Below are 24,053 nucleotides of genomic sequence, written 5' to 3' on the forward strand. Positions count from 1 at the left end.
AGCGTAAATTCTCCTCTGGTTCTATCCTAGTTTTTTCTATCCTTTTAGAATTAATGTTTCTTTTTATGCTGAAACCTAAAAAAGAATTAATTTAGCTAATCAATCTGTGTCCTAAATTAATTATGAATCATTTTTTTGCTGTATTATCCCCTCAATCTCCTGTTCCAGAGCAAGTAAAATGTGTTCAAAATTACTTCCATGATATTTCCCAATCCGAAATATTTTCCATCACAGAAAATGGTTTTTATGCCAGTTGTTTAGGGCATAAGTCTTGGAAAAATTCCCAATTGGAATCCTATCAACGCAATCAGTTGACCTTTATTGGATCGGTCCGTTTGGACAACGAAGAAGAACTTTTGCTAGCATTTCCCGGTGCTAATTTTAAGTCTCAAGAGGAATTAATTTTGGCTTTGTTTGAAAAACATCAAGAAAAATCCTTTGAAAAATTAATGGGCGATTTCAGTTTTCTGATTTGGGATTCGGAAAATCAAGCGGTTTTTTGTGTAAAAGATCAAATTGGCGTTCGGCCAATGTTCTATTATCAATATAAGGATTCGGTTGTTTTCTCATCTTCTATTGCCGCTATTCGTGCTTTTGTAGGTAAAGGAAAACTATCCATCAATGAATTATATGTAGCCAAAGAATTAAAGAATTATCCTGTTGAGGTAGAAGAAACGTTTTTCCAAGAAATTCACCGACTGAAGCCTGCTCATTTTGCTCATATCAAATCGACAGAATTACAGGTAATTGAAAAGCGTTATTGGGAATTTCAAGTCATGGACACGAGTGCTTTTGTCAATAAAAAAGCGGTATATGATGAGTTGAGACGATTGTTTCAACAAGCAGTGAAAACAAGATTACGGCGAGTGAAAATTGCCGCAACTCAATTAAGTGGAGGCTTGGATTCATCGGCCATTACCGTTTTGGCATCTCGGATTTTACCGAAAGAAAATCTACATACTTTTTCATTTGTCTTAAACGAAACAACACGTGAATTTTCTGAGAGAGGGATTGATGAACAAGCTACGCAAAACAGCATCATTGAATATGCTCATTTGCTTCGAGAAAATCATCATTTATCGGATAGATTTTATTACCAAGATACCCTAGAATGCTACGACAAATCTGATCAAATAATGGGAGGTTTTGCCGATTCAGATAGTATTTGGCAGGATTCGATGTACAAACAAGCTTCTGAGTATGGAGTAGAATTGATTTTCAGTGGTTTTCCAGGAGATGAAGGAATTTCCAATTCTGGGGGTCGGTATTTTTTTGAATATTTACATCAATTAGACCTCGCATGGATGTGGAAGCAATGGCTTCAAAATCCATATGTTTTTGCTAAACAGGTCTATCAGTATTTTACTGCTCGCTTTTCAAAGTCAACTTTGAAAGGTTATGATGAAATACAGAAATCTCGGGATCTATTGCATCCTGACTCACTTTTCCATTCCCAACTTACGGATAGCTCTTTTGGCTTTATTTCATCATTTAGAGAGGAATTGATTAGCAAGGTTTTTAGGGCGCATTCTTGTTTACGAACAGAATCGGAGGGTTTATATGCGAGTCAGTATGGCATCGTAACCGCATATCCCATGGCGGATTTGCGTTTTGTTCAGTTTGCCTTGAGTTTGCCAATGGAATATTTCAAACCTGTTACATTTTCTAGACCCGTTTTTAGAACCATATGTGAAGGGATTTTGCCAGATGATGTCCGACTACAACAAAAACGAAACGGAGCCATGACTTTGGCCTTTGCCGAATATTGGAAAAAAACCCAATTGGAAGATTTTAAAGATTGGGAAATTAAAAATTCTTTGGGCCTTCTACATGCGGAAAAAGCATTTGACGACTCAGATTTTAATCAGGCAAATCGACATGTGGTTATGAATAAATTGGACTATTTAATCGAAAAAAACCACCAGGGTCATGAAAAATAAATGTATTTGGTTTTTGGGTTTATCGGGTGCAGGTAAAACAACCTTGTCGCTTGAGCTGGCTAAAGAACTTCGTTCATTGGGTCAACAAGTGGTGGTTTTAGACGGTGATGTGTTGCGGACAGGTTTAAATAGTAATTTGGGATTTTCGGATGCTGATCGATCAGAAAATGCAAGGAGAACTGCCGAAGTGGCAAAATTATTTTTGCAACAAGGTTTTTGGGTGATTGTAGCCTTGATCACTCCTTTGGCACAAATGCGGCAATCGAATCGGAAAATATTAGGAACATCCTATTGGGAAGTGTATGTGGATACTCCTTTATCCATTTGTCAGTCGCGGGATCCAAAAGGTTTATATGCAAAGGTGGCTAATGAGGGGTTAAAAAATTTTACAGGAATTGATGCGCCTTTTGACCTACCAAAGGAGGCTGATTTTGTCTTGCCAACGGAAAATGTGACGGTGGAAGAAAGTATTCGATCATTGTTGGCTAAGCTGGAGCTTTTATGAAATATTTCAAAGAATATTTTCGGGCATTTGGAATGATTTGGGAAGCAAACCCCATGGGTTTTCTGGTCCAATTGATTTTTCAAGGTCTTTTAGCTTGCGTTCCTGTGGCCACTCTTTATGTCACGCAACGCTTATTAGATCAAATTTTAACCGTTCAAAAATTGGATTTCGAAACAGGTCAATATCTCCTTTTTATTGCCCTTATTTATGTCTTTCAAATTATTATCTCACAAATTCAATCTTTCATCAGTTTTACCAACCAACACCACGTTAGCGCTTTTTTTAGCGATAAAATTTTGACCAAAAGCACAAATATCCCTTTCGAGTTTAATGAAAATACCGAATACCAAAATAGTCTGCATTTAGCTCAACAACAATCTCTATATAAAATACCACAAGTTTTTCAAGTATTTCAATTGGTTTTGGTCAGCAGCTTTTCTTTGATAGCCTTAATATCTTATTTTTTCAAGTTGCTGAGCGATTTTGCATGGTGGATTGTTTTATTAGCGATTCCGCTGTCTGTCATTAAATGGATTTCGGGAAATGCACTTGCCCAATTGGATAAAAAATTGGTCAAACAAGATCGGGAAGTGAATTATTTGCATCAAATATTGGTGGGCGTAAATTTCGCAAAGGAAATTAAGACGCTACACGTGGGGAACACTTTAATTGAAAAGTTCGGAGTACTGAAAGCTTATATATTTCGAAAAAAACGCTCATTGACATTGAAATTAAGCTTTTTTTCTACAGTTGCGGAATTGTTAGAAGTGGCAGTTATATTATATGTGATGTACCAATTGATTGATTTGGCTGTAGCCAAAATCATTGGAATCAGTGTTTTAGTGATTTACTTACAAGGTTTACAAAGGATCCAATCCACCTTAAAATCCTTTTTACAAAATTGGGTTCAGTTATTGCAACAACGTGTTTTTCTTAGCGACTTGTTTCATTACCTTGATTTAGAAGAAGAATCTAGAGAAATTAAATATTTCGACAATCATTTAACTAATTCCCTGCAAATGAATCAATTAAGTTTCAAATATCCGGAATCTGACAAGTGGGTTTTATCGGATATTGATATTCATGTAAAACAGGGTGAAATTATTGCCATTGTAGGAGCCAATGGTTCGGGCAAAAGTACTCTTGTAAAGCTCATTGCAGGTTTATATCAACCCAGCATTGGCCAAGTACGATGGAAAAATACAGAGATTCATCAAATAGATTCGGGCGTATTTTCGAATGAATCCACCTTTGTGTTTCAGGATTTTGAGAAATACTTTTTGAGTATCTCGGAATTTTTGAGCTTGGGATGGGCGGGGGCTGAAACCTCTCCCAAACAAATCGAAACGGCATTGAAATTGGCTGATGCAGACGGATTTGTGAATGAATTTCCGCACAAATACCAATCGAGGTTGGGACGCATTTTTGGTGCGGGAGTGCAGCTGAGTGGAGGCCAATGGCAGAAATTGGTGATTGCGAGAGCATTTTTTCGCGACACACCTTTATGGATTTTTGATGAACCAACCAGTTCCATTGACGCTTTGGCAGAATCTAAAATTTTTGAAAATATCAAGTCTAGATCTAGAGAAAAGGTCACCATAATCATTACTCATCGATTATATAATTTAAAATTTGCGGATAAAATTTGGGTGATGGACCATGGAAGAATGGTTGAGCAAGGAACATTTGATGAATTAAAAGCTAATTCTATACTATTTAATCAATTATACGAACAACAAAAGGTTTAAATGAAGTCACTTCATCTTTCTGCTGAATTACGCTTAATGATCCAAATGGTTCAGCAAGAAATGCTTGGGCGGGAGCTTGATTTTCCCAAGGAGGAAATAGATTGGGATAAATTCAAAAAAGCATGTGCCTATCATGGCATGCGCCATATGGCTTTTTCGGCTAATCAAAAGCAAGCCATTTTACCTGAAGATCTTAAGATTAAGTACAAAAAATTTTCCCAGAAGGGAGCCAAGAGTAATTTTGACAATGTTATTGAAATCAAACGATTATATACCTTGTTCGAAAAAGAAGGCCTTTCACCCGTATTATTGAAAGGAGCATTGTATACACAGCTTTTGTATCAAAATAGATTATTGCGAGAAAGTTCTGACATTGATTTTTTATTCAAAAAAGAAGAATCCTTGCAGGGAATGCAACTACTCTTGGGTGAAAACTATACCTGTCGAGATTTTGGAGTTTTGTGTCATTCCAAAGATTTGAATAATGACTTGTTGTCATTGATTTATGATACTCAATTCCAAGAGTTACATTTTGATAAAAAACCTTTTAATGTTGATTTTCATTGGGAATTATGCCATCAATTTTTGAATTATCAAGTTGATTTAGGTTTATATTTTGAAAAACAAACTAGCATTGATTTTTATGGAAAAAAGTTAAAGGTTACCAATTCCGCAGCCATATTTTGGAGTTTGGTGCTACATCATGGGGGGAAAGAATTATGGTTGAAATTCAAAGATTTAGTTGACTTGATGGCTTTTATGGAAACATATAAAAATCAGGTTGATTGGGAATTGATCATTCTACAAGCCAAGGAATTTAAAATTTGGACGGTAGTAAAAAATGGATTTTGGATTTTGCAGGAAGTTTTTGACTATGAATTACCTAGCCAGTTAAAACAAGAACTTATCGCATATCAGCCCAAGAAAATTCAGTGGATATTCCATTTTTGGAAAAAATCTGATTATTGGAATAAGCTAATTCCTCGCTTGAACTACGAAAAAATCTTGCATGTTTCACAAGATGAAGGATATACGTTTTGGAGCTATCTTCAAAAGCTGTATCAAGCGTATATTCTACCTAATCCATTTGAACGAAAACGACTTTTTAACTTTCCTCCCGGTTGGGGGGTGTTAAATTTTATCGATAAAGTGTTGAGCTATGTGGTTTACCAATTGCGTGGCAAAACGAATTAGCCTAAGCTTTCTGTTCCTCAATCAATTTTTCAATTGCTAAGAATTCGTCTCTGAATCGAGCCGCTAATGGGAAATCCAACTCTTTGGCTGCTTTCTCCATCTCTTTTTTGACGGTCTCTTTTTGTTTAAGCAAATCCTTCTTCGACAAGTAGGCTAAAAGCGGATCTGCAGCTGTTATTTGCGCCTCCGGTTTCAACAAATAATTTTTTGTTGGCTTCGCCATTCTGTCGGCAATAGAGGTTTGCTCCATGATTTCATCATGACTCCGCAAAATGGTTTTTGGCGTGATTCCATGTTCCTCGTTATAAGCCATTTGTTTAGCTCTTCTACGGTTCGTTTCCGAAATGGCCAAGTCCATGGAGCCTGTCATTTTATCTGCATACATCAAAACCTTACCATTCTCATTACGAGCCGCTCGTCCAATGGTTTGAATCAATGATCGAATGTCTCGTAGGAAACCCTCTTTGTCGGCGTCCATGATGGCTACCAAGGAAACCTCCGGTAAATCCAATCCTTCGCGCAATAAATTAACCCCCACCAGAACATCAATGACACCTAAGCGTAATTCACGTAATATTTCTACCCGTTCCAATGTTTTGATCTCCGAATGTATGTAGCGGCATTTAATCCCAACTCGGTCCAAATATTTGGACAGCTCTTCGGCCATCCTTTTGGTCAAAGTAGTTATTAAAACCCTTTCGTTTTTCTTGATTCGGTCATTCACCTCATCCAATAAATCATCAATTTGGTTTTTCGTTGGACGAACCTCAATCAATGGATCCAATAAACCCGTCGGACGAATGACTTGCTCCACCACAACGCCATCTGATCTCTTTAATTCGTAATCGGAAGGAGTAGCTGAAACATAAATGGTTTGGCCAATCAAATCCTCAAATTCTTGAAATTTCAATGGCCGATTATCCATGGCAGATGGCAAGCGGAAACCGTATTCTACCAAGGATTCTTTTCTGGAACGATCGCCGCCGTACATGGCTTTGATTTGCGGCATGGTCACATGACTTTCGTCTACGACCATTAAAAAATCTTCTGGGAAAAAGTCCAACAAGCAAAATGGTCTTTGTCCAGGTTTTCTGGCATCAAAGTACCTAGAATAGTTTTCAATGCCCGAACAATAACCCAATTCGCGCATCATTTCCAAGTCGAATTCTGTTCTTTGTTTAATTCGTTCCGCTTCGGTCAAACGGCCATCTTTTCCAAAATAGGAAATTTGATTCACCAAATCGGCTTGAATATCCGAAATAGCTCTTTGCATGGTTTCTCTACCCGTTACGAACAAATTAGCTGGGAAAATAGCCACCATTTTTTCGGTCGAAATTTTCTTACCACTCCAAGGATCAATGCGGTGAATTTCTTCAATTTCATCACCAAAGAAAATGATTCGGTATCCGAAATCGGCATAAGCCAAAAAGATATCCACCGTGTCACCCTTTACGCGGAATGTCCCCCGCAAAAATTCGCCTTCCGTTCGGGCATATAAAATTTCAACCAAGCGGAACAAAAATTGGTTTCTGGAAATGATTTCTCCCACACCAATTCGAAGAATTGAATTTCGATATTCATCAGGATTTCCCATTCCATAAATGCAAGAAACGGAAGCGATGACAATGATATCTCTTCTGCCCGACATCAATGAAGAAGTCGTGGCTAAACGAAGTTTCTCAATTTCTTGGTTAATGGATAAATCCTTTTCGATGTAGGTTCCGGTACTTGCAATAAAGGCTTCGGGTTGGTAATAATCGTAATAAGAGATAAAATATTCAACCGCATTTTCCGGAAAAAAATGCTTGAATTCTCCATATAATTGTGCGGCAAGTGTTTTATTATGACTCAAAATCAAAGTTGGCCGATTCGCCTCCTTAATGACATTGGCAATGGTAAACGTTTTACCTGAGCCAGTAACTCCCAAAAGTGTTTGTGATTTTTCCTCTTTATGTAATCCTTCGACCAATTGTCTGATCGCTTCTGGTTGATCTCCAGTAGGTACATAAGAAGAAACTAATTGAAAGTCCATGGGGTATTTTTGTGATGTAAAATTAATGAAATAATTATCAGTTATTAGTTTTTAGTTATTAGTTATCAGTGTCTTTTTCTGTAATGGCTTTTGAACTAATAATTAATGAAATAATTATTAGTTATTAGTTATTAGTTATCAATGTCTTTTCTGTAGTGGCTTTTGAACTAATAATTAACGAAATAATTATTAGTTTTTAGTTATTAGTTATCTGTGTCTTTTTCTGTATTGGCTTTTAAACTAATAACTAATAACTAAAAACTAATAACTAATTTTATCGTTCAATAACAACATCTTATGAAATACCCTATCGCCGCGGAGGCATTTGATCGATTATTAGTCATCATGGATGATTTAAGGGAAAAATGTCCTTGGGATAAAAAACAAACCATGGATACTTTACGTCATTTAACCATTGAGGAGACGTATGAATTATCGGATGCAATTTTGGAAGGCGATTTGAATGAAATCAAAAAAGAAATTGGTGATGTGTTTTTGCATTTGGTTTTCTATAGTAAAATTGGTTCAGAGCAATCGGCCTTTGATGTGACGGATGTATTGAATGGGATTTGTGAGAAATTAATTTCCCGTCATCCTCACATTTATGGTGATGTGGTAGCAGAAACAGAAGAACAGGTTAAATCGAATTGGGAAGCGTTGAAGCTGAAAGAAGGAAATAAATCGGTTTTATCAGGAGTCCCTGGCTCATTACCTGCTTTGGTGAAGTCGATGCGAATCCAAGAAAAAGCTAGAGGAGCGGGATTCGATTGGGAAGAAAAGGAACAAGTTTGGGAAAAGGTAGAGGAAGAATTAGGGGAATTTAAAGCGGAATTTGTTGGAAAAGAGTTGGATGAAAATCAAAAAAGTAAGGCAGAAGGGGAGTTGGGCGATTTGATTTTTAGTTTAGTTAATTTTGCCCGATTCATTGATATTAATCCAGAAACCGCTTTAGAACGTACCAATCGTAAATTCATTCAACGATTTCAGCATTTGGAAAAACGAGCCAATGAAATGGGTAAAGCCTTATCTGACATGACTTTGGCGGAAATGGATGTGTATTGGGAGGAAGCGAAGGGTTTAGGTAATAGGTAATAGGTAATAGGTAATAGGTAATAGGGTTTCCACTCTTTTTTACGAATTACTCAACGATTCATTTTACCGCGGAGGTAATTTAAATTTTCTCTCTTTCCTGGCTTCGAGAGCCTCAGCCATCGGCCTTTTACCTATTACCTTTTACCTATAACTTTTTACCTATAACTTTTTCCTATTCTCAGTCAATTTTTGCTTCTTCTAACTTAGGAACCAAGGCATAAATAATCAGCCAGGCCAACATATAAGCACTTCCGCAAAGTAAGAAAATGATGTTGTATCCATCGTTCTTGTTACCTAACAATTCATATTTGTCCAATATATAACCAACAATCATTGGAAAGAAAATACCCCCTACGGAACCTGCCATTCCACCGATGCCAATCACGGAACTAACGGCTTTTTTCGGGAACATATCTGTTGCAATGGAATAAATATTTGCACTCCAAGCCTGATGAGAAGCTGCTGCTAAAGAAATTAGTCCAACGGCTTGCCAGATGTTATCGCAATAACGGGCTAAAACAATTGGCACCACCGCTAAGGCAAAGCTCAGCATGGAATATTTTCTTGCTTTGAAAGACGGCCATCCTTTGTTGATTAACCATCCTGATAAATATCCACCACCAATACTTCCGATGGTTGTAGCTGTGTAAACAATGATCAATTCTAAACTTGGTTTTTTCAAATCCAATTCAAACCTTTCTTTGAAATAAGACGGTAACCAGAACAAAAAGAACCACCAAATAGGATCGGTTAACATTTTTCCAAAGAAGAAAGCCCAAGTTTGTCTAAAACCAAACAATTTTGCCCATTTAACGGGTTCTTGGTTTTCATCTTTCGCCTCCATGTCGGCATGGATATAATCGAATTCTGCTTGAGTTAATTCTTTGTGTTTGGATGGTACTTCATAATATAACCACCAGAAAATCAGCCAAATAAAACCGATGGCTCCGGTAACTATAAAGGCCATTTCCCAACCATAAATTCCTAAAATCCAAGGTACTAAAATAGGTGCGGCAACAGCGCCAATGTTGGCTCCGGAATTAAAAATGCCGGTTGCCAATGCTCTTTCATTTTTAGGGAACCATTCTGCTACGGTTTTGATAGCTGCGGGAAAATTCCCTGCTTCACCTAAACCCAATAAACCTCGCATAAAGGCGAAGCTCAATGTTCCTGTTGCCAAAGCGTGTAACATGGCAGCAATACTCCAAACAACGATGGAAATAGAATAACCTAGTTTAGTTCCAATGCGATCGATGATTCCACCAAATCCCAATAAACTCACCGCATAGGCCGATTGAAAACAAATCACGATGAATGAATAATCTGATTCAGTCCATTTGAAATCGTCTTCTAGAACGGGTTTTAAAAGACCAATTACTTGTCTATCTAAGTAGTTAATCGTTGTAGCAAAGAAAAGCAAAGCGCAAATTCTCCAGCGATATTTTCCTATTTTTTCCATGGTTTAGAGGGTTTTGTGTAGATTTTATAAATCTCGGTAGGTTTGAATAAGTTGAGAAATAGTATTCGAAATCGATTGATAATTTTGTTCTTTGATTAAACTTGGAGGAAATAATTGAGAACCCATTCCTACCGCGGATGCTCCTGCGGAGAACCATGTGGACAAACTTTCTTTATTGGGTTCTACGCCGCCTGTTACCATGATTTTGGTATTAGGCATGGGTCCTTTTAAGGCTTTAACAAAGGCTGGGCCCACCACATTGCCCGGGAAAATCTTGATGTATTTAGCACCTAAAACTTCTGCATTTCTGATTTCCGTTAAGGTCATGGTTCCGGGCATCCAAGGGATATCATGTTTGCCACAAACTTCGCCTACTTCTGGTGTAGTAAAGGGTTGAAGCATAAAATCGGCACCCATTTCAATGAATTGAGTTGCCTGTTTTGCGTCATAGATGGTACCAATCCCCAATACTAAATCAGGGCATTCTTGCTCAACATATTCAATCAATTTGGCAAAAATTTGAGGAGCCTCTTGTCCTCGATTGGTAAATTCAAATACTCGAATTCCTCCATCATAACATGCTTTTAGTACATTTTTAGCAATGCCTAAATCGGGATTGAAAAACAATGGAACAATGGGTGTTTCTTCTATTCTTTGGTAAACTACTGTGGATGAATTCCTAGCCATAATTATCTTTTTAATCTTCCTGATAAATCACCTTTCATGACGGTTTCTATTTCGTCTAGATTAGCTAAATTAATATCTCCTTCAATGGTATGTTTTAATGCGGAAGCTGCTACGCCAAACGCCAATGATTGTGCCTCATCTTTTAACACGATATTGCCATAAATGTAACCTGCCATAAAGGCATCTCCTCCACCAATTCGATCTACGATTTGGCTAATTTCAACAGTATCCGATTTGAGATAGTTTTTTCCATCGTAAGAAACGGCCGACAAGGTATTCTGTGAGGCAGAAATTTGACCCCGTTTGGTATTGATGATTTTTTTGATGCGCGGAAAACGCGCCATGATTTGCTTGCAAATGGATTCAAAATTACTTTTGGAAGAACCATCTGGTACGATGTTTAAAATATCTTCGGCATCTCCTTTTCCACAAACAATGATATCACAACCTGCAATTAAATCCGGCATTACTTCCTGAACGGACTTCCCATATTGCCATAAATTTTTACGGTAATTGACATCAGCGGAAACCGTGATTCCTAATTTGTTGGCAACTGCGATTGCTTCTTTGGTGGCTTGTGCAGCGGAGGCAGAAATGGCAGGAGAAATGCCCGTCCAATGAAACCATTGGGCATCTTTCAAAATTTCTTCCCAATTAAATGATAGGGGATCTAAGCTAGAAAAAGATGAATTGGCTCGGTCATAGACTACTTTACTTGGTCGCATCGCTGCTCCGAATTCGGTATAGTACAAGCCTAATCTTTCACCTCCATATTGTACGTGCGACATGTCTACACCCACTTTGCGAAAATATTCCGTAGCCGCCTTTCCCATTTCATGATCTGGAAAGCGCGTAACATGCGCGGCCGGCAATCCTAAATGAGCTAAACTGCCTGAGACATTCGCTTCTCCACCTCCAAATGTGATGTTGAACGATTGAGCTTGGGTGATTCGGCCGTAACCTGGAGGACTTAAACGTCCCATGATTTCACCGAATGTAACGATCTTTTTCATGGATTAATCGAAATTAAAAAATTGTGCGGCATTGTTATAACTGATGTCGGAAACCAACTTGCCTAACCAAGCAGTGTCAGCCGGGAGTTCCCCATTTTCTACATCTTGGCCGAGTAAATTACATAAAATTCTTCTGAAATATTCATGTCTTGGGAAAGAAAGAAAACTTCTTGAATCTGTTAGCATTCCGACAAAATGACTTAATAATCCCATATTCGACAAAGCATTGATTTGTTTTTCCATGCCATCTTTTTGGTCCAAAAACCACCAACCTGATCCATATTGTATCTTTCCAACGATGGTTCCATCTTGAAAATTCCCAATCATGGTTGCCAATAATTCGTTGTCTCTTGGGTTTAAATTATATAAAATAGTCTTGGCCAATTGATTGGTTGAATCCAAGGTATTTAAGAATTTCGACAAAGGTTTCGCTTGTTCAAAATCGCCAATCGAGTCAAAACCTGTATCTGGCCCTAAACTTGCTAACAAGCGATTGTTATTATTTCTCAAGGCCCCCAAATGGAATTGTTGGGTCCAACCTTTGGAATGGTCTAAATGCGCGAAATACACCAACATGGCCGATTTGAACTGCCATTTTTCTTTTTTGTTAATGGTTTTTCCAGCAAGTAATCTTTCAAAAATATGTTCAATTTCTTCTTCTGTGTGATCTTCAGCATAAATATGCTCCAATCCGTGGTCGCTTAATCGGCAACCGACCGAATGAAAGAAATCATGGCGATCTTGGATGGCTTTTTTGAAATCAGATAAATGGGAGATGGAATAGCCCACTGCTGCACTTAACTGTTGGGTATAATCGATGAAACTCGATTCATCGTCTACCGCCATGGCTTTGTCAGGACGAAATGTTGGTAATACTTTAATGGCAAAACCGCTGGCTGCAATTTGTTGATGATACGCCAAATTGTCGATGGGATCATCCGTGGTGCATAACACCTTCACATTCATTTTAAGCAATAAATTTCTTACGGAAAATTCTTTCTTGCGAAGTAACTCCGAACATTGATCATAAATTCGCTTGCCAGATTCTGCGTTCAATAATTCCGTCACTCCAAAATAACGTTGCAATTCCAAGTGTGTCCAATGATACAAAGGATTACGCATGGTATAAGGAACGGTTTCAGCCCATTTTAAAAATTTTTCTTCGTCACTGGCATTTCCGGTAATGTATTTTTCGTCTACGCCATGGGTACGCATTGCACGCCATTTGTAGTGGTCGCCATATAGCCAAATTTGAGTGATGTTATCAAATTGTTTATTTTCCGCAATTTGTTGAGGAATCAAATGATTGTGGTAATCGACAATCGGCATGTTGGCGGAATATTGATGATACAATACTTTCGCTGTTTCCGATTGCAATAAAAAATCTTCGTTTAAAAATGGTTTCATATATTAATAATTCTCTATTTATTGGTTGACCGCGTTTGTTCGGTTGACCGTATTTGTTCGGTTGACCGTGTTTGTATGGTTGACCGCATTTGTTCGGTTGACCGTATTTGTTCGGTTGACCGAATTTGTTCGGTTGAACGTATTTGTTCGGTTGACCGTATTTGTCCGGTTGACCGTATTTGTTCGGTTGACCGTATTTGTTCGGTTGGCCGTATTTGTTTGGTTGACCGTATTTGTTCGGTTGGCCGTGTTTGTTCGGTTGACCGCAAGGGTCAACCCTACTTGTATATTACGTCTTACGTCTTACATCATACATACTTTGCCACCGCCTCTTCAAATCCTGGTAATTGCGTTAAATCGCTACCCCAAATTTTTTCATCTGCCAACACAGTATGTAAATCGAAATTTTTCCAAGCTTCGAAAAAATAGCCAGCTAAATCACATTGAATCGGATAAAATTCGCCATTGCATTCGCCAAAATATTGTCCGTTTTCTTCTTTGACCCCATGCATAAATTGCAAATAGGCTGCAAATCCCATGCTAAATAATTCGGGAGCTTTACCAAATTCCTTGTAATAATTGATTAATAGGGGAACATTACGCATACGCATTTTGGTACTGTATTGTACGGTAATATCTATTAATTTATGGTTGATGAATGGATTTTTGAAACGATCCAGTACGGATCTTCCGAAGCGATCCGCTACTTTGAAATCCATTTTGTAGGGAATCGCAAAAGCTAATTCGCTTAACATCAAATTCATGATTAATTTACTGAAGTAGGAATTGGCCATTACATCTTTGACCAAACGGAAGCCCAATAAATAGGCCATTCCACACATTAAGGTATGCGTGCCGTTCAAAAGGCGAAGTTTTAATTCGCGATAAATTTCAATGTCTTCTTGGATGATAACGCCAGGATCAGCCGATGCGAAACTTAAAACTTTTCGTACATGGTCATCTCCTTGAATTGCCCACAAGCGGTAAACCTCCGAAACGATCAACAATGAATCTTGGTACCCTAATTCATGTTGGATTTTCTCAATCGTTTCAGCATCCGGTTTTCCAGGCACAATTCGATCTACCAAAGAATTACAAAAACGATTCGAATGGATTAACCATTTGATAAATTGACTATCTAATTGATGCTCCTCGGCCAATTGCAATAATATGCCTTTCAACACATCTCCATTGTTGATGATTAATTCTGTTGGGATAATAACCATTCCAGCGGATTCCGCTCCTTTGAAATGCTCGTATCGTGCATGTAAAAAGGCTAATAATTTAGCAGGGAAGGATTTAGGTGCTTGTCCAAAAAGGGTGTCATTGGCAAGGTATTGAATGCCCACCTCAGTGGTGTTGGAAATGACAATTTGCATCTCAGGATTTTGTGCACATGCCAAAATTTGTTCCCATTCTGAATTGGCCACCAAGGTTCTTGAAATCGAGGAATTAACCAAATATTCTTCTACTTCTTTGCCTTCCTCAATTCCTTTAACACAATGTGTATATAGATTATCCTGTAGCTCAAATGCGTTGGAATCTCCTTTCGAAGTCGATTTTACCAACACTACCCGGCCTTTGAAAATTCCTTTTTGATTGGCTTTATCAATGAAATAGTCGCATAGACCACGTAATAAAACTCCGGTACCAAATTGTAGTACTTTTTCGGGGTAATTGGCTATTTCAGGATTCGGACAAACGAGCTTTACTTTGGGTTGATAATTGCTGTCTGCAAGAGTATTATTACTTAATATTGGCATGGCCATAACACAAAAATTTTAATTTATTTATCTCTTAAAAGGCGTAAAACTGAATAATTTACCTGAAATTTTATAAAAACTTGTCCTTTTGTTCGAAATAAATAAATTAAAACGTTTACGCTTCGCCGATAGGCCCATTATAGTTCATCGGAAAATTGAAACCTGAGGCATCATTGTCTTTGGAAATGGCACCAAATGCTTCTTCATACTTCGAAATATTTTCTTGCAAGGCCATTAATAATCGGTTTGCATGGTCTGGAGTCATTACCACTCTAGATTTCACTTTGGCTTTTGGAATACCTGGCAGAATACGGATAAAATCCAACACAAATTCGGAAGGCGAGTGGGCGATGAGTGCTAAATTCACATAAGCACCTTCTGCCATTTCTTCGGGAAGTTCGATATTTAGTTGATTTTCTTCTGGGTTATTTGACATGGTTATTGGGGTTAATTTGAGTTGATAGTATCATTTGATAGTATCAGATTTTATTTTTAACGATTTAAATTTCAATTTCTATTTTTTATCAATCTTTAGTTATGTATTATTCAACAATTGAGGAAATAAAGGTATTCTATAATAAAACGTTAAAGGTAAGAATAAATGTAATTTCTCAAAGTTAATCAGTAAATAGATTGAATTTATCAGCTATTTGTTAGTGAATTTGACTTTCTTTTTTTAGGGGAAGCAATTCCCCTTACCCCCTGCAATTTACGAATATAAAAGTTCAGTAGTTTGATAAAATTCTCTTCAGGTTAAATTTGGGTAAAAAAGTAAGCTGGCTTTTTTCAAACTGATTAATACAAAGTTGTGATTTTATGAATTGATAGAAGGTATGTTTATTCTCAATAAAAAAGCCCCTACATTTCTGTAGGGGCTTTTTATTTTTAGAAATCGCAAGGATTAATTTTCAACACTTGATTTTCTAGTTACTACTTCTGAATCGTCCATAGAAGCATTTCTTACTTCTAATTGTTTCAATTCATCTGCTGGAGTCACCAAAATATCTTTGTATTTACGTAATCCTGTTCCTGCCGGAATTAAGTGTCCAACAATAACGTTTTCTTTCAAACCATCTAAGGTATCTACTTTAGCTCTGATCGATGCTTCAGAAAGAACTTTCGTTGTTTCTTGGAAAGATGCTGCAGAGATAAAAGATTGAGTACCTAAAGAAGCTTGAGTGATACCTTGCAAGTTAGCAGATGATACCGCAGCTGCCGCATCACGTACTTTCATGATTTTCATATCTCTACGCTTCAATGATGAATTCTCATCACGTAATGCACGAGCAGAAAGAATCATACCTGCTTTGTATTTCTCAGAATCACCTGCATCAGTAATGACTTTCTTATCTAAAATCTGATCATTTTCCTCACGGAATGCGAAACGATCCACATTTTGTCCTTGTAAGAATTGAGTATCACCTGGTTCAAGGATTTCAACTTTTTGCATCATCTGACGTACAATACATTCGATGTGCTTATCATTGATTTTTACCCCTTGTAAACGGTAAACGTCTTGAATTTCATTTACTAAATACTCTTGAACGGCTGTTGGTCCTTTGATTGACAAGATATCGGATGGAGTAATGGCTCCGTCTGATAATGGCATTCCCGCACGTACGAAGTCATTGTTTTGAACCAAGATAAATCTTGTCAATGGTACTAAGTAACGACGCTCAGCTCCTTCTTTCGGAGTTACAATGATCTCACGGTTACCACGTTTGATGATACCATAAGAAATAACACCGTCAATTTCAGAAACAACCGCAGGGTTCGAAGGATTACGTGCTTCAAATAACTCAGTTACACGTGGAAGACCTCCCGTAATGTCACGAGTTTTACCCGCAGCACGTGGAATCTTCGCAATAATCTGACCAGCTTTCACTTTGTCACCTTCATTAATCGCTAAACGAGCACCTACTGGTACGTTATAAACCAAATCTTCTTTTCCTTTAGCCGTAACTAAAACAGAAGGGTTTTTCGTTTTATCTTTAGATTCAATAATTACTTTTTCACGCAAACCTGTTTGGTCATCCGCTTCTTCTTTGTAAGTGTTGTTTTCTTCAATTGCTTCGAAAACAATTTTACCTTCCGCTTCCGATAAAATAACCGCATTGTATGGATCCCATGCGCAAATGGTATCTCCCTTTTTGATTTTATCTCCATCCTTCACGCTCAAGAATGAACCGTAAGGGATGTTGTTCGTCATGAACACTTGGTTGTTGGCAGGATTGATGATTTGAACCTCACCTGAACGACCCATGACAATCTCAACAGCATTTCCTTCTGCATCAGTAGAGCTTACCGAACGAACTTCTTCAAATTTAACGATACCGTCAAATTTAGATTTTACGCTCGCATCCAAGGAAACGTTTTGAGCGGTACCCCCAACGTGGAAAGTACGTAATGTCAACTGAGTTCCTGGCTCACCAATGGATTGAGATGCAATTACACCTACTGCTTCACCTTGGTTCACCATTGCTGCTGTTGCCAAGTTACGTCCGTAACATTTCGCACAAACACCTTCTCTAGTTTCACAAGTTAACACAGAACGAATTTCAACCGATTCGATAGCTGTCTCATCAATTCTATTTGCAATAGCTTCATTGATCTCATCACCTGATGCTACAATTAGTTCATTCGTGATTGGATCAAATACATCATGAATAGATACACGACCTAAGATACGCTCCGATAATGGCTCAATGATTTCCTCATTATCTTTCAATGGGAATACATTAATTCCACGTAATGTACCGCAATCTTCTTCATTCACAATCACATCTTGTGCTACGTCATGCAAACGACGAGTCAAGTAACCCGCATCAGCCGTTTTTAAGGCAGTATCTGCCAAACCTTTACGCGCACCGTGTGTAGAGATAAAGTACTCTAATACGTCTAGTCCTTCTTTAAAGTTAGATAGAATTGGATTTTCGATGATTTCACCTACCGAACCTTGTAAGTTCTTTTGTGGTTTCGCCATCAAACCTCTCATTCCACCCAATTGACGAATTTGCTCACGAGAACCACGGGCTCCAGAGTGCATCATCATGTAGATCGCATTGAAACCTTGGTTGTCTTCTTCCATTTGCTTCATCAAGGTCTCGGTAATCTTCGAGTTAACCTTGGTCCAAATATCAATAACCGCATTGTAACGCTCGTTATCAGTAATTAAACCCATCAAATAGTTATCCCAAACCGCTTGAACATCTTCTTGCGCTTTGATAACCAATGATGCTTTTTCAGCAGGAATTTGAACGTCACCAATACCCATCGATAATCCACCATGGAAGGCTTGTTGGAATCCTAATTCTTTAATATCATCCAAGAATTGTGCTGTACGAGCCATTCCGCAAATTTTGTGAACTTGGGAAATGATTTGTTGCAATTTCTTCTTCGTCAATAATTCATTGATATAACCTACTGCCTCAGGGACACATAAGTTGAATAAAACACGACCCGCAACAGTTTCTACCATTTCATCTACCAATGATCCGTCATCTTTACGAACCTTAGCTTTTACAACGATATTAGCATGTTTGGATAATTTCTTCTCGTTCAAGGCAATTACTACTTCCTCAAATCCGTAGAAACGGTTTCCTTCGCCATCCACCTTGTGAGTTTCAGTCGATTTTCTGCCTTTGGTTACATAATATAAACCTAAAACCATGTCTTGTGAAGGTACCGTGATTGGCGCTCCATTGGCAGGGTTAAGGATATTATGAGACGCCAACATTAATAAAGAGGCTTCCAAAACAGCTTCATGTCCTAGTGGAACGTGAACAGCCATCTGGTCACCGTCAAAATCGGCGTTGAATGCAGTACAAGTTAATGGGTGTAATTGGATCGCTTTTCCTTCAATTAATTTTGGTTGGAAAGCTTGAATACCCAAACGGTGTAGAGTAGGAGCACGGTTTAAAAGAACTGGGTGTCCTTTCATCACGTTTTCCAAAATATCCCAAACAACTGGATCTTTACGATCAACAATTTTCTTAGCAGATTTAACCGTTTTTACAATGCCACGCTCAATCAACTTACGGATAACAAACGGTTTGAATAACTCAGCCGCCATATCTTTTGGAAGACCACATTCGTGCATTTTCAATTCTGGACCTACCACGATAACCGAACGACCAGAATAGTCAACACGCTTACCTAATAAGTTTTGACGGAAACGACCTTGCTTACCTTTCAACATATCTGAAAGCGATTTCAAAGCACGGTTTCCTTCTGAACGAACCGCATTTACTTTACGAGAGTTGTCGAATAAACTATCAACAGCCTCTTGTAACATACGTTTTTCATTACGTAAAATAACTTCTGGAGCCTTGATCTCGATCAAACGCTTCAAACGGTTGTTACGGATAATGACACGGCGATATAAATCGTTCAAATCGGATGTCGCAAAACGACCTCCATCTAAAGGTACTAATGGACGCAATTCTGGTGGAATTACCGGTACCATTTTGATGATCATCCACTCTGGACGGTTATCAATACGACCAATCGATTCACGGAATGCTTCAACGACCTTCAAACGCTTTAATGCCTCTGCTTTACGTTGTTGCGAAGATTCCGTATCTGCCGAGTGACGTAAGTCAGCCGATAAAATATTTAAATCAATACGAGTCAACAACATGTTCAATGCATCCGCACCCATCTTAGCGATGAATTTATTTGGATCTTCATCAGGTAAATGTTGATTCTCACGAGGTAATTTATCCAAGATATCTAAATACTCGTCTTCTGTTAAGAAATCCAAGTATTGGCTACCAATTTTACCTTCGCTAGCATACATACCTGCTTGAATCACCACATATCTTTCATAATAGATGATTTGATCCAATTTCTTGGTCGAAAGTCCAAGCATATAACCGATTTTATTCGGTAAGCTACGGAAGTACCAAATGTGCGCCACTGGAACCACTAATTCAATGTGGCCCATACGCTCACGACGTACTTTCTTTTCAGTAACCTCTACCCCACAACGGTCGCAGATGATACCTTTGTAACGAATTCTTTTGTATTTCCCGCAATGACACTCCCAGTCCTTAGTTGGACCGAAAATTCGCTCGCAGAATAAACCGCCCATTTCGGGTTTGTAGGTTCTATAATTGATGGTTTCAGGTTGTGTTACCTCACCATTGGAACCTTCTAAGATCGACTCAGGTGATGCCAATGAGATGGTCACTTTCTGGAAGTCGCTATTCAGTTTTCTAGTCTTTTTAAATGACATTTTCTTGTATTTTTTTTTGGAAAATGATTGCCTTTTTTAAAGGCTGTTGCCAGCCTTATTAATTACTCTAAAGTGATTTCTAATGCTAAACCTCTTAGTTCATGAATCAATACATTGAATGATTCTGGAATATTTGGTTTTGGCATGTTTTCACCTTTTACGATTGCCTCATAAGCTTTGGCACGGCCTATTACGTCATCCGACTTCACTGTTAAAATCTCTTGCAAGATATTAGCTGCACCGAATGCCTCAAGAGCCCAAACCTCCATCTCACCAAAACGTTGACCCCCAAATTGAGCTTTACCTCCCAATGGTTGTTGAGTAATCAATGAGTATGGTCCAATCGAACGAGCGTGCATCTTATCATCTACCAAGTGACCTAATTTCAACATGTAAATGATACCTACCGTTACTGGTTGGTCAAACATATCTCCCGTTAATCCATTGTATAAATAAGTACGGCCCCAATCAGGTAAACCAGCTAATGTTAACTCTGCAGCTACTTCTGCTTCAGTTCCACCGTCGAAAATAGGAGTCGCATAACGCTTACCTAATTTTTGTCCAGCCCAACCTAATACAGTTTCATAAATCTGACCTAAGTTCATACGAGATGGTACCCCAAGTGGATTCAATACGATATCTACCGGTGTTCCGTCTTCTAAGAATGGCATATCTTCCTCACGAACGATACGAGCAACAACCCCTTTATTACCGTGACGACCCGCCATCTTATCACCTACTTTCAACTTACGTTTCTTAGCGATATAAACTTTTGCCAATTTCACGATACCTGCTGGCAACTCATCTCCAACTTCTAAAACAAAACGCTCACGCTTGAATCGACCAGCGATTTCATTACGACGAACATTGTAATTTTTGATCAATTGTAAGAATGTACGGTTTAAATCTGCATCCGTTGTTGCTTCCTCTACGATCAAATCAGATAATAAATTTGCTTCCTCTTGAACCGCATAAGTACTTTCGTCACGATACAAGTTTTTGTCTGGGAACAATAATTCTTCAATGTTTTTCGCAGAGAATTTAACTCCTTTTTCTACGATTACCGTTCCGAATTTATGCTTGATACCATTGGAAGTCTTGCCATTTAAAAGAGTAACCGTCTTCTCAATCATGATGCGACGAATCTCTAATAAATCTTTGCTGTATTGCTTCATTAATTTCTTCAACTCAGCTTTCGACTTCTCTCTTTCCTCTTTATCCTTTTTAGGACGAGCAAATAATTTTGTGTCAATAACAACACCTTTCAATGATGGAGGTGCTTTCTTAGAAGCATCTTTTACATCACCCGCTTTGTCTCCAAAGATGGCACGTAATAATTTTTCTTCTGGAGTTGGATCCGATTCTCCTTTTGGAGTAATCTTACCAATCAAAATATCACCTTCTTTTACTTCCGATCCAACGCGAACTACCCCGTTTTCATCCAAATTACGAACAGTCTCTTCCGATACATTCGGAATTTCAGAAGTTAATTCCTCTTCTCCACGTTTTGTATCACGAACTTCTAATTCAAATTCTTCAATATGTATCGAAGTAAAAATATCATCACGTACAACTTTCTCTGAGATTACAATCGCATCCTCAAAGTTGTAACCTTGCCATGGCATGAACGCCACTTTCATGTTACGTCCTAGTGCTAATTCGCCCGCTTCTGTGGCATAACCTTGACATAATGCTTGTCCTTTCGTTACACGATCGCCTTTGAACACGATTGGTTTTAAGTTGATCGTTGTATCTTGGTTAGTTCTACGGAACTTAATTAATTTGTAAGTCTTTGTCGAACCATCAAAGCTAATAGCGGCCTCTTCTGCTGTTTGATCATAATTAACAACAATTTGTAAAGCGTCAACATACTCAATAACTCCGTCGCCTTCAGCTACTACCAACGTTCTGGAGTCAATTGCCACACGGTGCTCTAAACCTGTTCCAACAATTGGAGCTTCTGGTCTTAATAAAGGTACCGCTTGACGTTGCATGTTGGATCCCATCAAGGCACGGTTCGCATCATCATGCTCCAAGAATGGAATCAATGAAGCCGCAACCGAAACAATTTGGTTAGGAGCTACGTCCATGTATTGCGCTTCTGATGGATTAACCAATGGGAAGTCGCCTTCAAAACGAGCCTTAACACGATCAGATAAGAATTTACCACTTGCTTTATCAATTGGTGCATTCGCTTGAACAATGTTCTTGCCATCTTCTTCTTCAGCTGTTAAATACTGAACGTTGCTAGATGTGTCTACTTTACCTTCTTCAATGACACGGTAAGGAGTTTCAATGAATCCCATTGAGTTCACTTTCGCATGTACACAAAGAGAAGAAATCAAACCAATATTGGGTCCTTCAGGAGTTTCAATCGTACAAAGACGACCATAGTGCGTATAGTGAACGTCACGTACCTCGAAACCTGCTCTTTCACGAGATAAACCACCTGGTCCAAGGGCAGACATACGACGCTTGTGCGTGATCTCAGCCAATGGATTCGTTTGATCCATGAATTGTGATAATTGATTCGTTCCAAAGAATGAATTAATAACCGACGATAAAGTACGTGCATTAATCAAATCCACTGGTTTGAAATCCTCATTATCACGAACGTTCATACGTTCTTTGATCGTACGCGCCATACGAGCTAAACCTACTCCGAACTGAGCATATAATTGCTCACCTACTGTACGTACACGACGATTAGATAAGTGGTCAATATCATCCACTACAGCACGTGAATTGATCAATCCGATCAAGTATTTCACGATAGAAATGATATCTTCCTTCGTTAAAACCTTCACATCCATCGCGATGTCATGGCCTAACTTTTTGTTGATTCTGTAACGACCTACTTCTCCTAAATCATAACGTTTGTCAGAGAAGAACAAGTTCTGGATGATGTCACGAGCAGTTTGCTCATCAGGTGCATCTGTGTTACGTAATTGCTTATAAATAACTTCAACCGCTTCTTTTTCAGAGTTGGAAGTATCTTTTTGTAAAGTATTGTAAATGATGTTGTAGTCAGAAACGTTCACATCATCTTTGTGAAGAATAACTGTCGCCATTCCTGAATCCAAAATTGTTTCGATTTCGTTTTCAGTAATAACCGTATCACGCTCGATCAAAATTTCATTACGATCAATCGAAACCACCTCACCTGTATCCTCATCTACGAAGTCTTCTTGCCAAGTTTTTAAAACCCTTGCAGCTAAACGACGACCAATGATTGTCTTAACAGATTTTTTGTCGATCGCAAACTCTTCCGCTAATCCGAACAAATCTAAAATGTCCTTATCATTACCATATCCAATAGCACGTAATAATACGGTTACAGGGAATTTTTTCTTACGGTCAATGTAAGCATACATGACATTGTTTACGTCCGTAGCAAATTCAATCCAAGATCCCTTGAATGGAATAATACGTGCCGAATACAATTTAGTTCCGTTGGTGTGCTTCGATTGTGCAAAGAAAACCCCTGGAGAACGGTGTAATTGAGATACAATAACACGTTCTGCCCCATTGATCACGAAAGAACCTCTTTCAGTCATGTAAGGAATGTTTCCTAAAAATACTTCCTGCTCAATAGTTTGGAAATCTTCGTTGTCTGTATCGTTACAGATCAAACGCAACTTGGCTTTTAAAGGCACTGAATACGTCAATCCTCTGTCGATACACTCATCTACCGAATACTTCGGTGGATCAACTGAATAGTCAACAAATGAAAGCACGAAATTTTCTCTCGAATCTGCGATCGGAAAGTTTTCAGCAAACACTTTAAATAAACCTTCGTCCGTACGGTTTTCAGCAGCTGTCTCTAGCTGGAAAAAATCCTGGAAGGATTGGACTTGGATATCCAGAAAATCTGGATAATTGATCACACTCTGCGTTTTCGCAAAGCTGTGTCTTCCGGTGGCTGTGATGTTACTCAAGGCTTTTTTACGTTTTAATTAATGTGAAAAATGACCCAA

Annotated in this window: 14 protein-coding genes; 5 read left to right on the top strand and 9 right to left on the bottom strand. The window is 38.3% G+C overall.

All coding sequences use genetic code 11. The features are described from left to right. Positions 1-122 precede the first annotated feature (122 nt). From V7S76_RS08720 to V7S76_RS08735, 4 genes are read left to right on the top strand one after another with little or no spacing between them, the layout of a single operon-like run. Positions 123-1,940 (top strand): asparagine synthase-related protein, encoded by a 1,818-nt coding sequence (locus V7S76_RS08720; protein WP_459509702.1) that lies wholly within the window; start codon positions 123-125, stop codon positions 1,938-1,940. Further along, a complete protein-coding gene (cysC, locus tag V7S76_RS08725) occupies positions 1,930-2,445 on the top strand; it encodes an adenylyl-sulfate kinase (protein WP_459509703.1) in 516 nt (171 codons plus the stop codon). The genes V7S76_RS08720 and cysC overlap by 11 nt, the downstream gene beginning before the upstream one ends. Continuing rightward, positions 2,442-4,193, top strand: a complete 1,752-nt coding sequence (locus V7S76_RS08730; RefSeq protein WP_459509704.1) for an ABC transporter ATP-binding protein — start codon at positions 2,442-2,444, stop codon at positions 4,191-4,193. Before cysC ends, V7S76_RS08730 begins: the two co-directional genes overlap by 4 nt. Next, complete coding sequence (locus V7S76_RS08735; protein ID WP_459509705.1) at positions 4,194-5,387, top strand: nucleotidyltransferase family protein; 1,194 nt, start codon at positions 4,194-4,196, stop codon at positions 5,385-5,387. Position 5,388: 1 nt separating this feature from the next. Here the strand turns inward: V7S76_RS08735 and uvrB are convergent, their stop codons facing one another. After that, the gene (gene uvrB / locus V7S76_RS08740; protein ID WP_459509706.1) at positions 5,389-7,419 is read right to left on the bottom strand and encodes an excinuclease ABC subunit UvrB; all 2,031 of its coding nucleotides are present in this window, start codon (positions 7,417-7,419) and stop codon (positions 5,389-5,391) included. A 297-nt stretch (positions 7,420-7,716) separates the two neighbouring features. On the opposite strand from uvrB, the gene mazG reads away from it, so the two are divergent. Next, positions 7,717-8,511, top strand: coding sequence for a nucleoside triphosphate pyrophosphohydrolase (gene mazG, locus V7S76_RS08745; protein ID WP_459509708.1), 795 nt, complete (start codon positions 7,717-7,719; stop codon positions 8,509-8,511). Between the two features lie 178 nt (positions 8,512-8,689). Here mazG and V7S76_RS08750 read toward each other — a convergent pair whose 3' ends face one another. The 8 genes from V7S76_RS08750 to rpoB form a co-directional block, all read right to left on the bottom strand. Next, positions 8,690-9,970 (bottom strand): MFS transporter, encoded by a 1,281-nt coding sequence (locus V7S76_RS08750; RefSeq protein WP_459509709.1) that lies wholly within the window; start codon positions 9,968-9,970, stop codon positions 8,690-8,692. A gap of 24 nt (positions 9,971-9,994) precedes the next feature. Next, entirely contained in the window at positions 9,995-10,657 is a 663-nt protein-coding gene (locus V7S76_RS08755) for a bifunctional 4-hydroxy-2-oxoglutarate aldolase/2-dehydro-3-deoxy-phosphogluconate aldolase (RefSeq protein WP_459509710.1), read from the bottom strand. A gap of 2 nt (positions 10,658-10,659) precedes the next feature. Then, positions 10,660-11,670, bottom strand: a complete 1,011-nt coding sequence (locus V7S76_RS08760) for a PfkB family carbohydrate kinase (protein WP_459509711.1) — start codon at positions 11,668-11,670, stop codon at positions 10,660-10,662. Positions 11,671-11,673: 3 nt separating this feature from the next. Next, positions 11,674-13,077, bottom strand: coding sequence for a glucuronate isomerase (uxaC, locus tag V7S76_RS08765; protein ID WP_459509712.1), 1,404 nt, complete (start codon positions 13,075-13,077; stop codon positions 11,674-11,676). Between the two features lie 308 nt (positions 13,078-13,385). Further along, positions 13,386-14,846 (bottom strand): tagaturonate reductase, encoded by a 1,461-nt coding sequence (locus V7S76_RS08770; RefSeq protein ID WP_459509713.1) that lies wholly within the window; start codon positions 14,844-14,846, stop codon positions 13,386-13,388. Positions 14,847-14,955: 109 nt separating this feature from the next. After that, on the bottom strand, positions 14,956-15,276 hold the full coding sequence (locus tag V7S76_RS08775; RefSeq protein ID WP_459509714.1) for a DUF3467 domain-containing protein: 321 nt from the start codon (positions 15,274-15,276) through the stop codon (positions 14,956-14,958). A gap of 465 nt (positions 15,277-15,741) precedes the next feature. After that, complete coding sequence (gene rpoC, locus V7S76_RS08780) at positions 15,742-20,076, bottom strand: DNA-directed RNA polymerase subunit beta' (protein ID WP_459509715.1); 4,335 nt, start codon at positions 20,074-20,076, stop codon at positions 15,742-15,744. A 62-nt stretch (positions 20,077-20,138) separates the two neighbouring features. Next, positions 20,139-24,014 carry a DNA-directed RNA polymerase subunit beta gene (gene rpoB / locus V7S76_RS08785; protein WP_459509716.1) on the bottom strand — a complete coding sequence of 1,292 codons (3,876 nt, stop codon included), beginning with the start codon at positions 24,012-24,014 and terminating at the stop codon, positions 20,139-20,141. Between the last annotated feature and the right edge of the window lie 39 nt (positions 24,015-24,053).

This window comes from Aquirufa sp. ROCK2-A2, assembly GCF_054558485.1.

Excerpts from the sequence above, each read along its gene's own strand:
- V7S76_RS08720 (WP_459509702.1), top strand. The coding sequence starts at position 123 with ATGAATCATTTTTTTGCTGTATTATCCCCTCAATCTCCTGTTCCAGAG.
- cysC (WP_459509703.1), top strand. The coding sequence starts at position 1,930 with ATGAAAAATAAATGTATTTGGTTTTTGGGTTTATCGGGTGCAGGTAAA.
- V7S76_RS08730 (WP_459509704.1), top strand. The coding sequence starts at position 2,442 with ATGAAATATTTCAAAGAATATTTTCGGGCATTTGGAATGATTTGGGAA.
- V7S76_RS08735 (WP_459509705.1), top strand. The coding sequence starts at position 4,194 with ATGAAGTCACTTCATCTTTCTGCTGAATTACGCTTAATGATCCAAATG.
- uvrB (WP_459509706.1), bottom strand. The coding sequence starts at position 7,419 with ATGGACTTTCAATTAGTTTCTTCTTATGTACCTACTGGAGATCAACCA.
- mazG (WP_459509708.1), top strand. The coding sequence starts at position 7,717 with ATGAAATACCCTATCGCCGCGGAGGCATTTGATCGATTATTAGTCATC.
- V7S76_RS08750 (WP_459509709.1), bottom strand. The coding sequence starts at position 9,970 with ATGGAAAAAATAGGAAAATATCGCTGGAGAATTTGCGCTTTGCTTTTC.
- V7S76_RS08755 (WP_459509710.1), bottom strand. The coding sequence starts at position 10,657 with ATGGCTAGGAATTCATCCACAGTAGTTTACCAAAGAATAGAAGAAACA.
- V7S76_RS08760 (WP_459509711.1), bottom strand. The coding sequence starts at position 11,670 with ATGAAAAAGATCGTTACATTCGGTGAAATCATGGGACGTTTAAGTCCT.
- uxaC (WP_459509712.1), bottom strand. The coding sequence starts at position 13,077 with ATGAAACCATTTTTAAACGAAGATTTTTTATTGCAATCGGAAACAGCG.
- V7S76_RS08770 (WP_459509713.1), bottom strand. The coding sequence starts at position 14,846 with ATGGCCATGCCAATATTAAGTAATAATACTCTTGCAGACAGCAATTAT.
- V7S76_RS08775 (WP_459509714.1), bottom strand. The coding sequence starts at position 15,276 with ATGTCAAATAACCCAGAAGAAAATCAACTAAATATCGAACTTCCCGAA.
- rpoC (WP_459509715.1), bottom strand. The coding sequence starts at position 20,076 with ATGTCATTTAAAAAGACTAGAAAACTGAATAGCGACTTCCAGAAAGTG.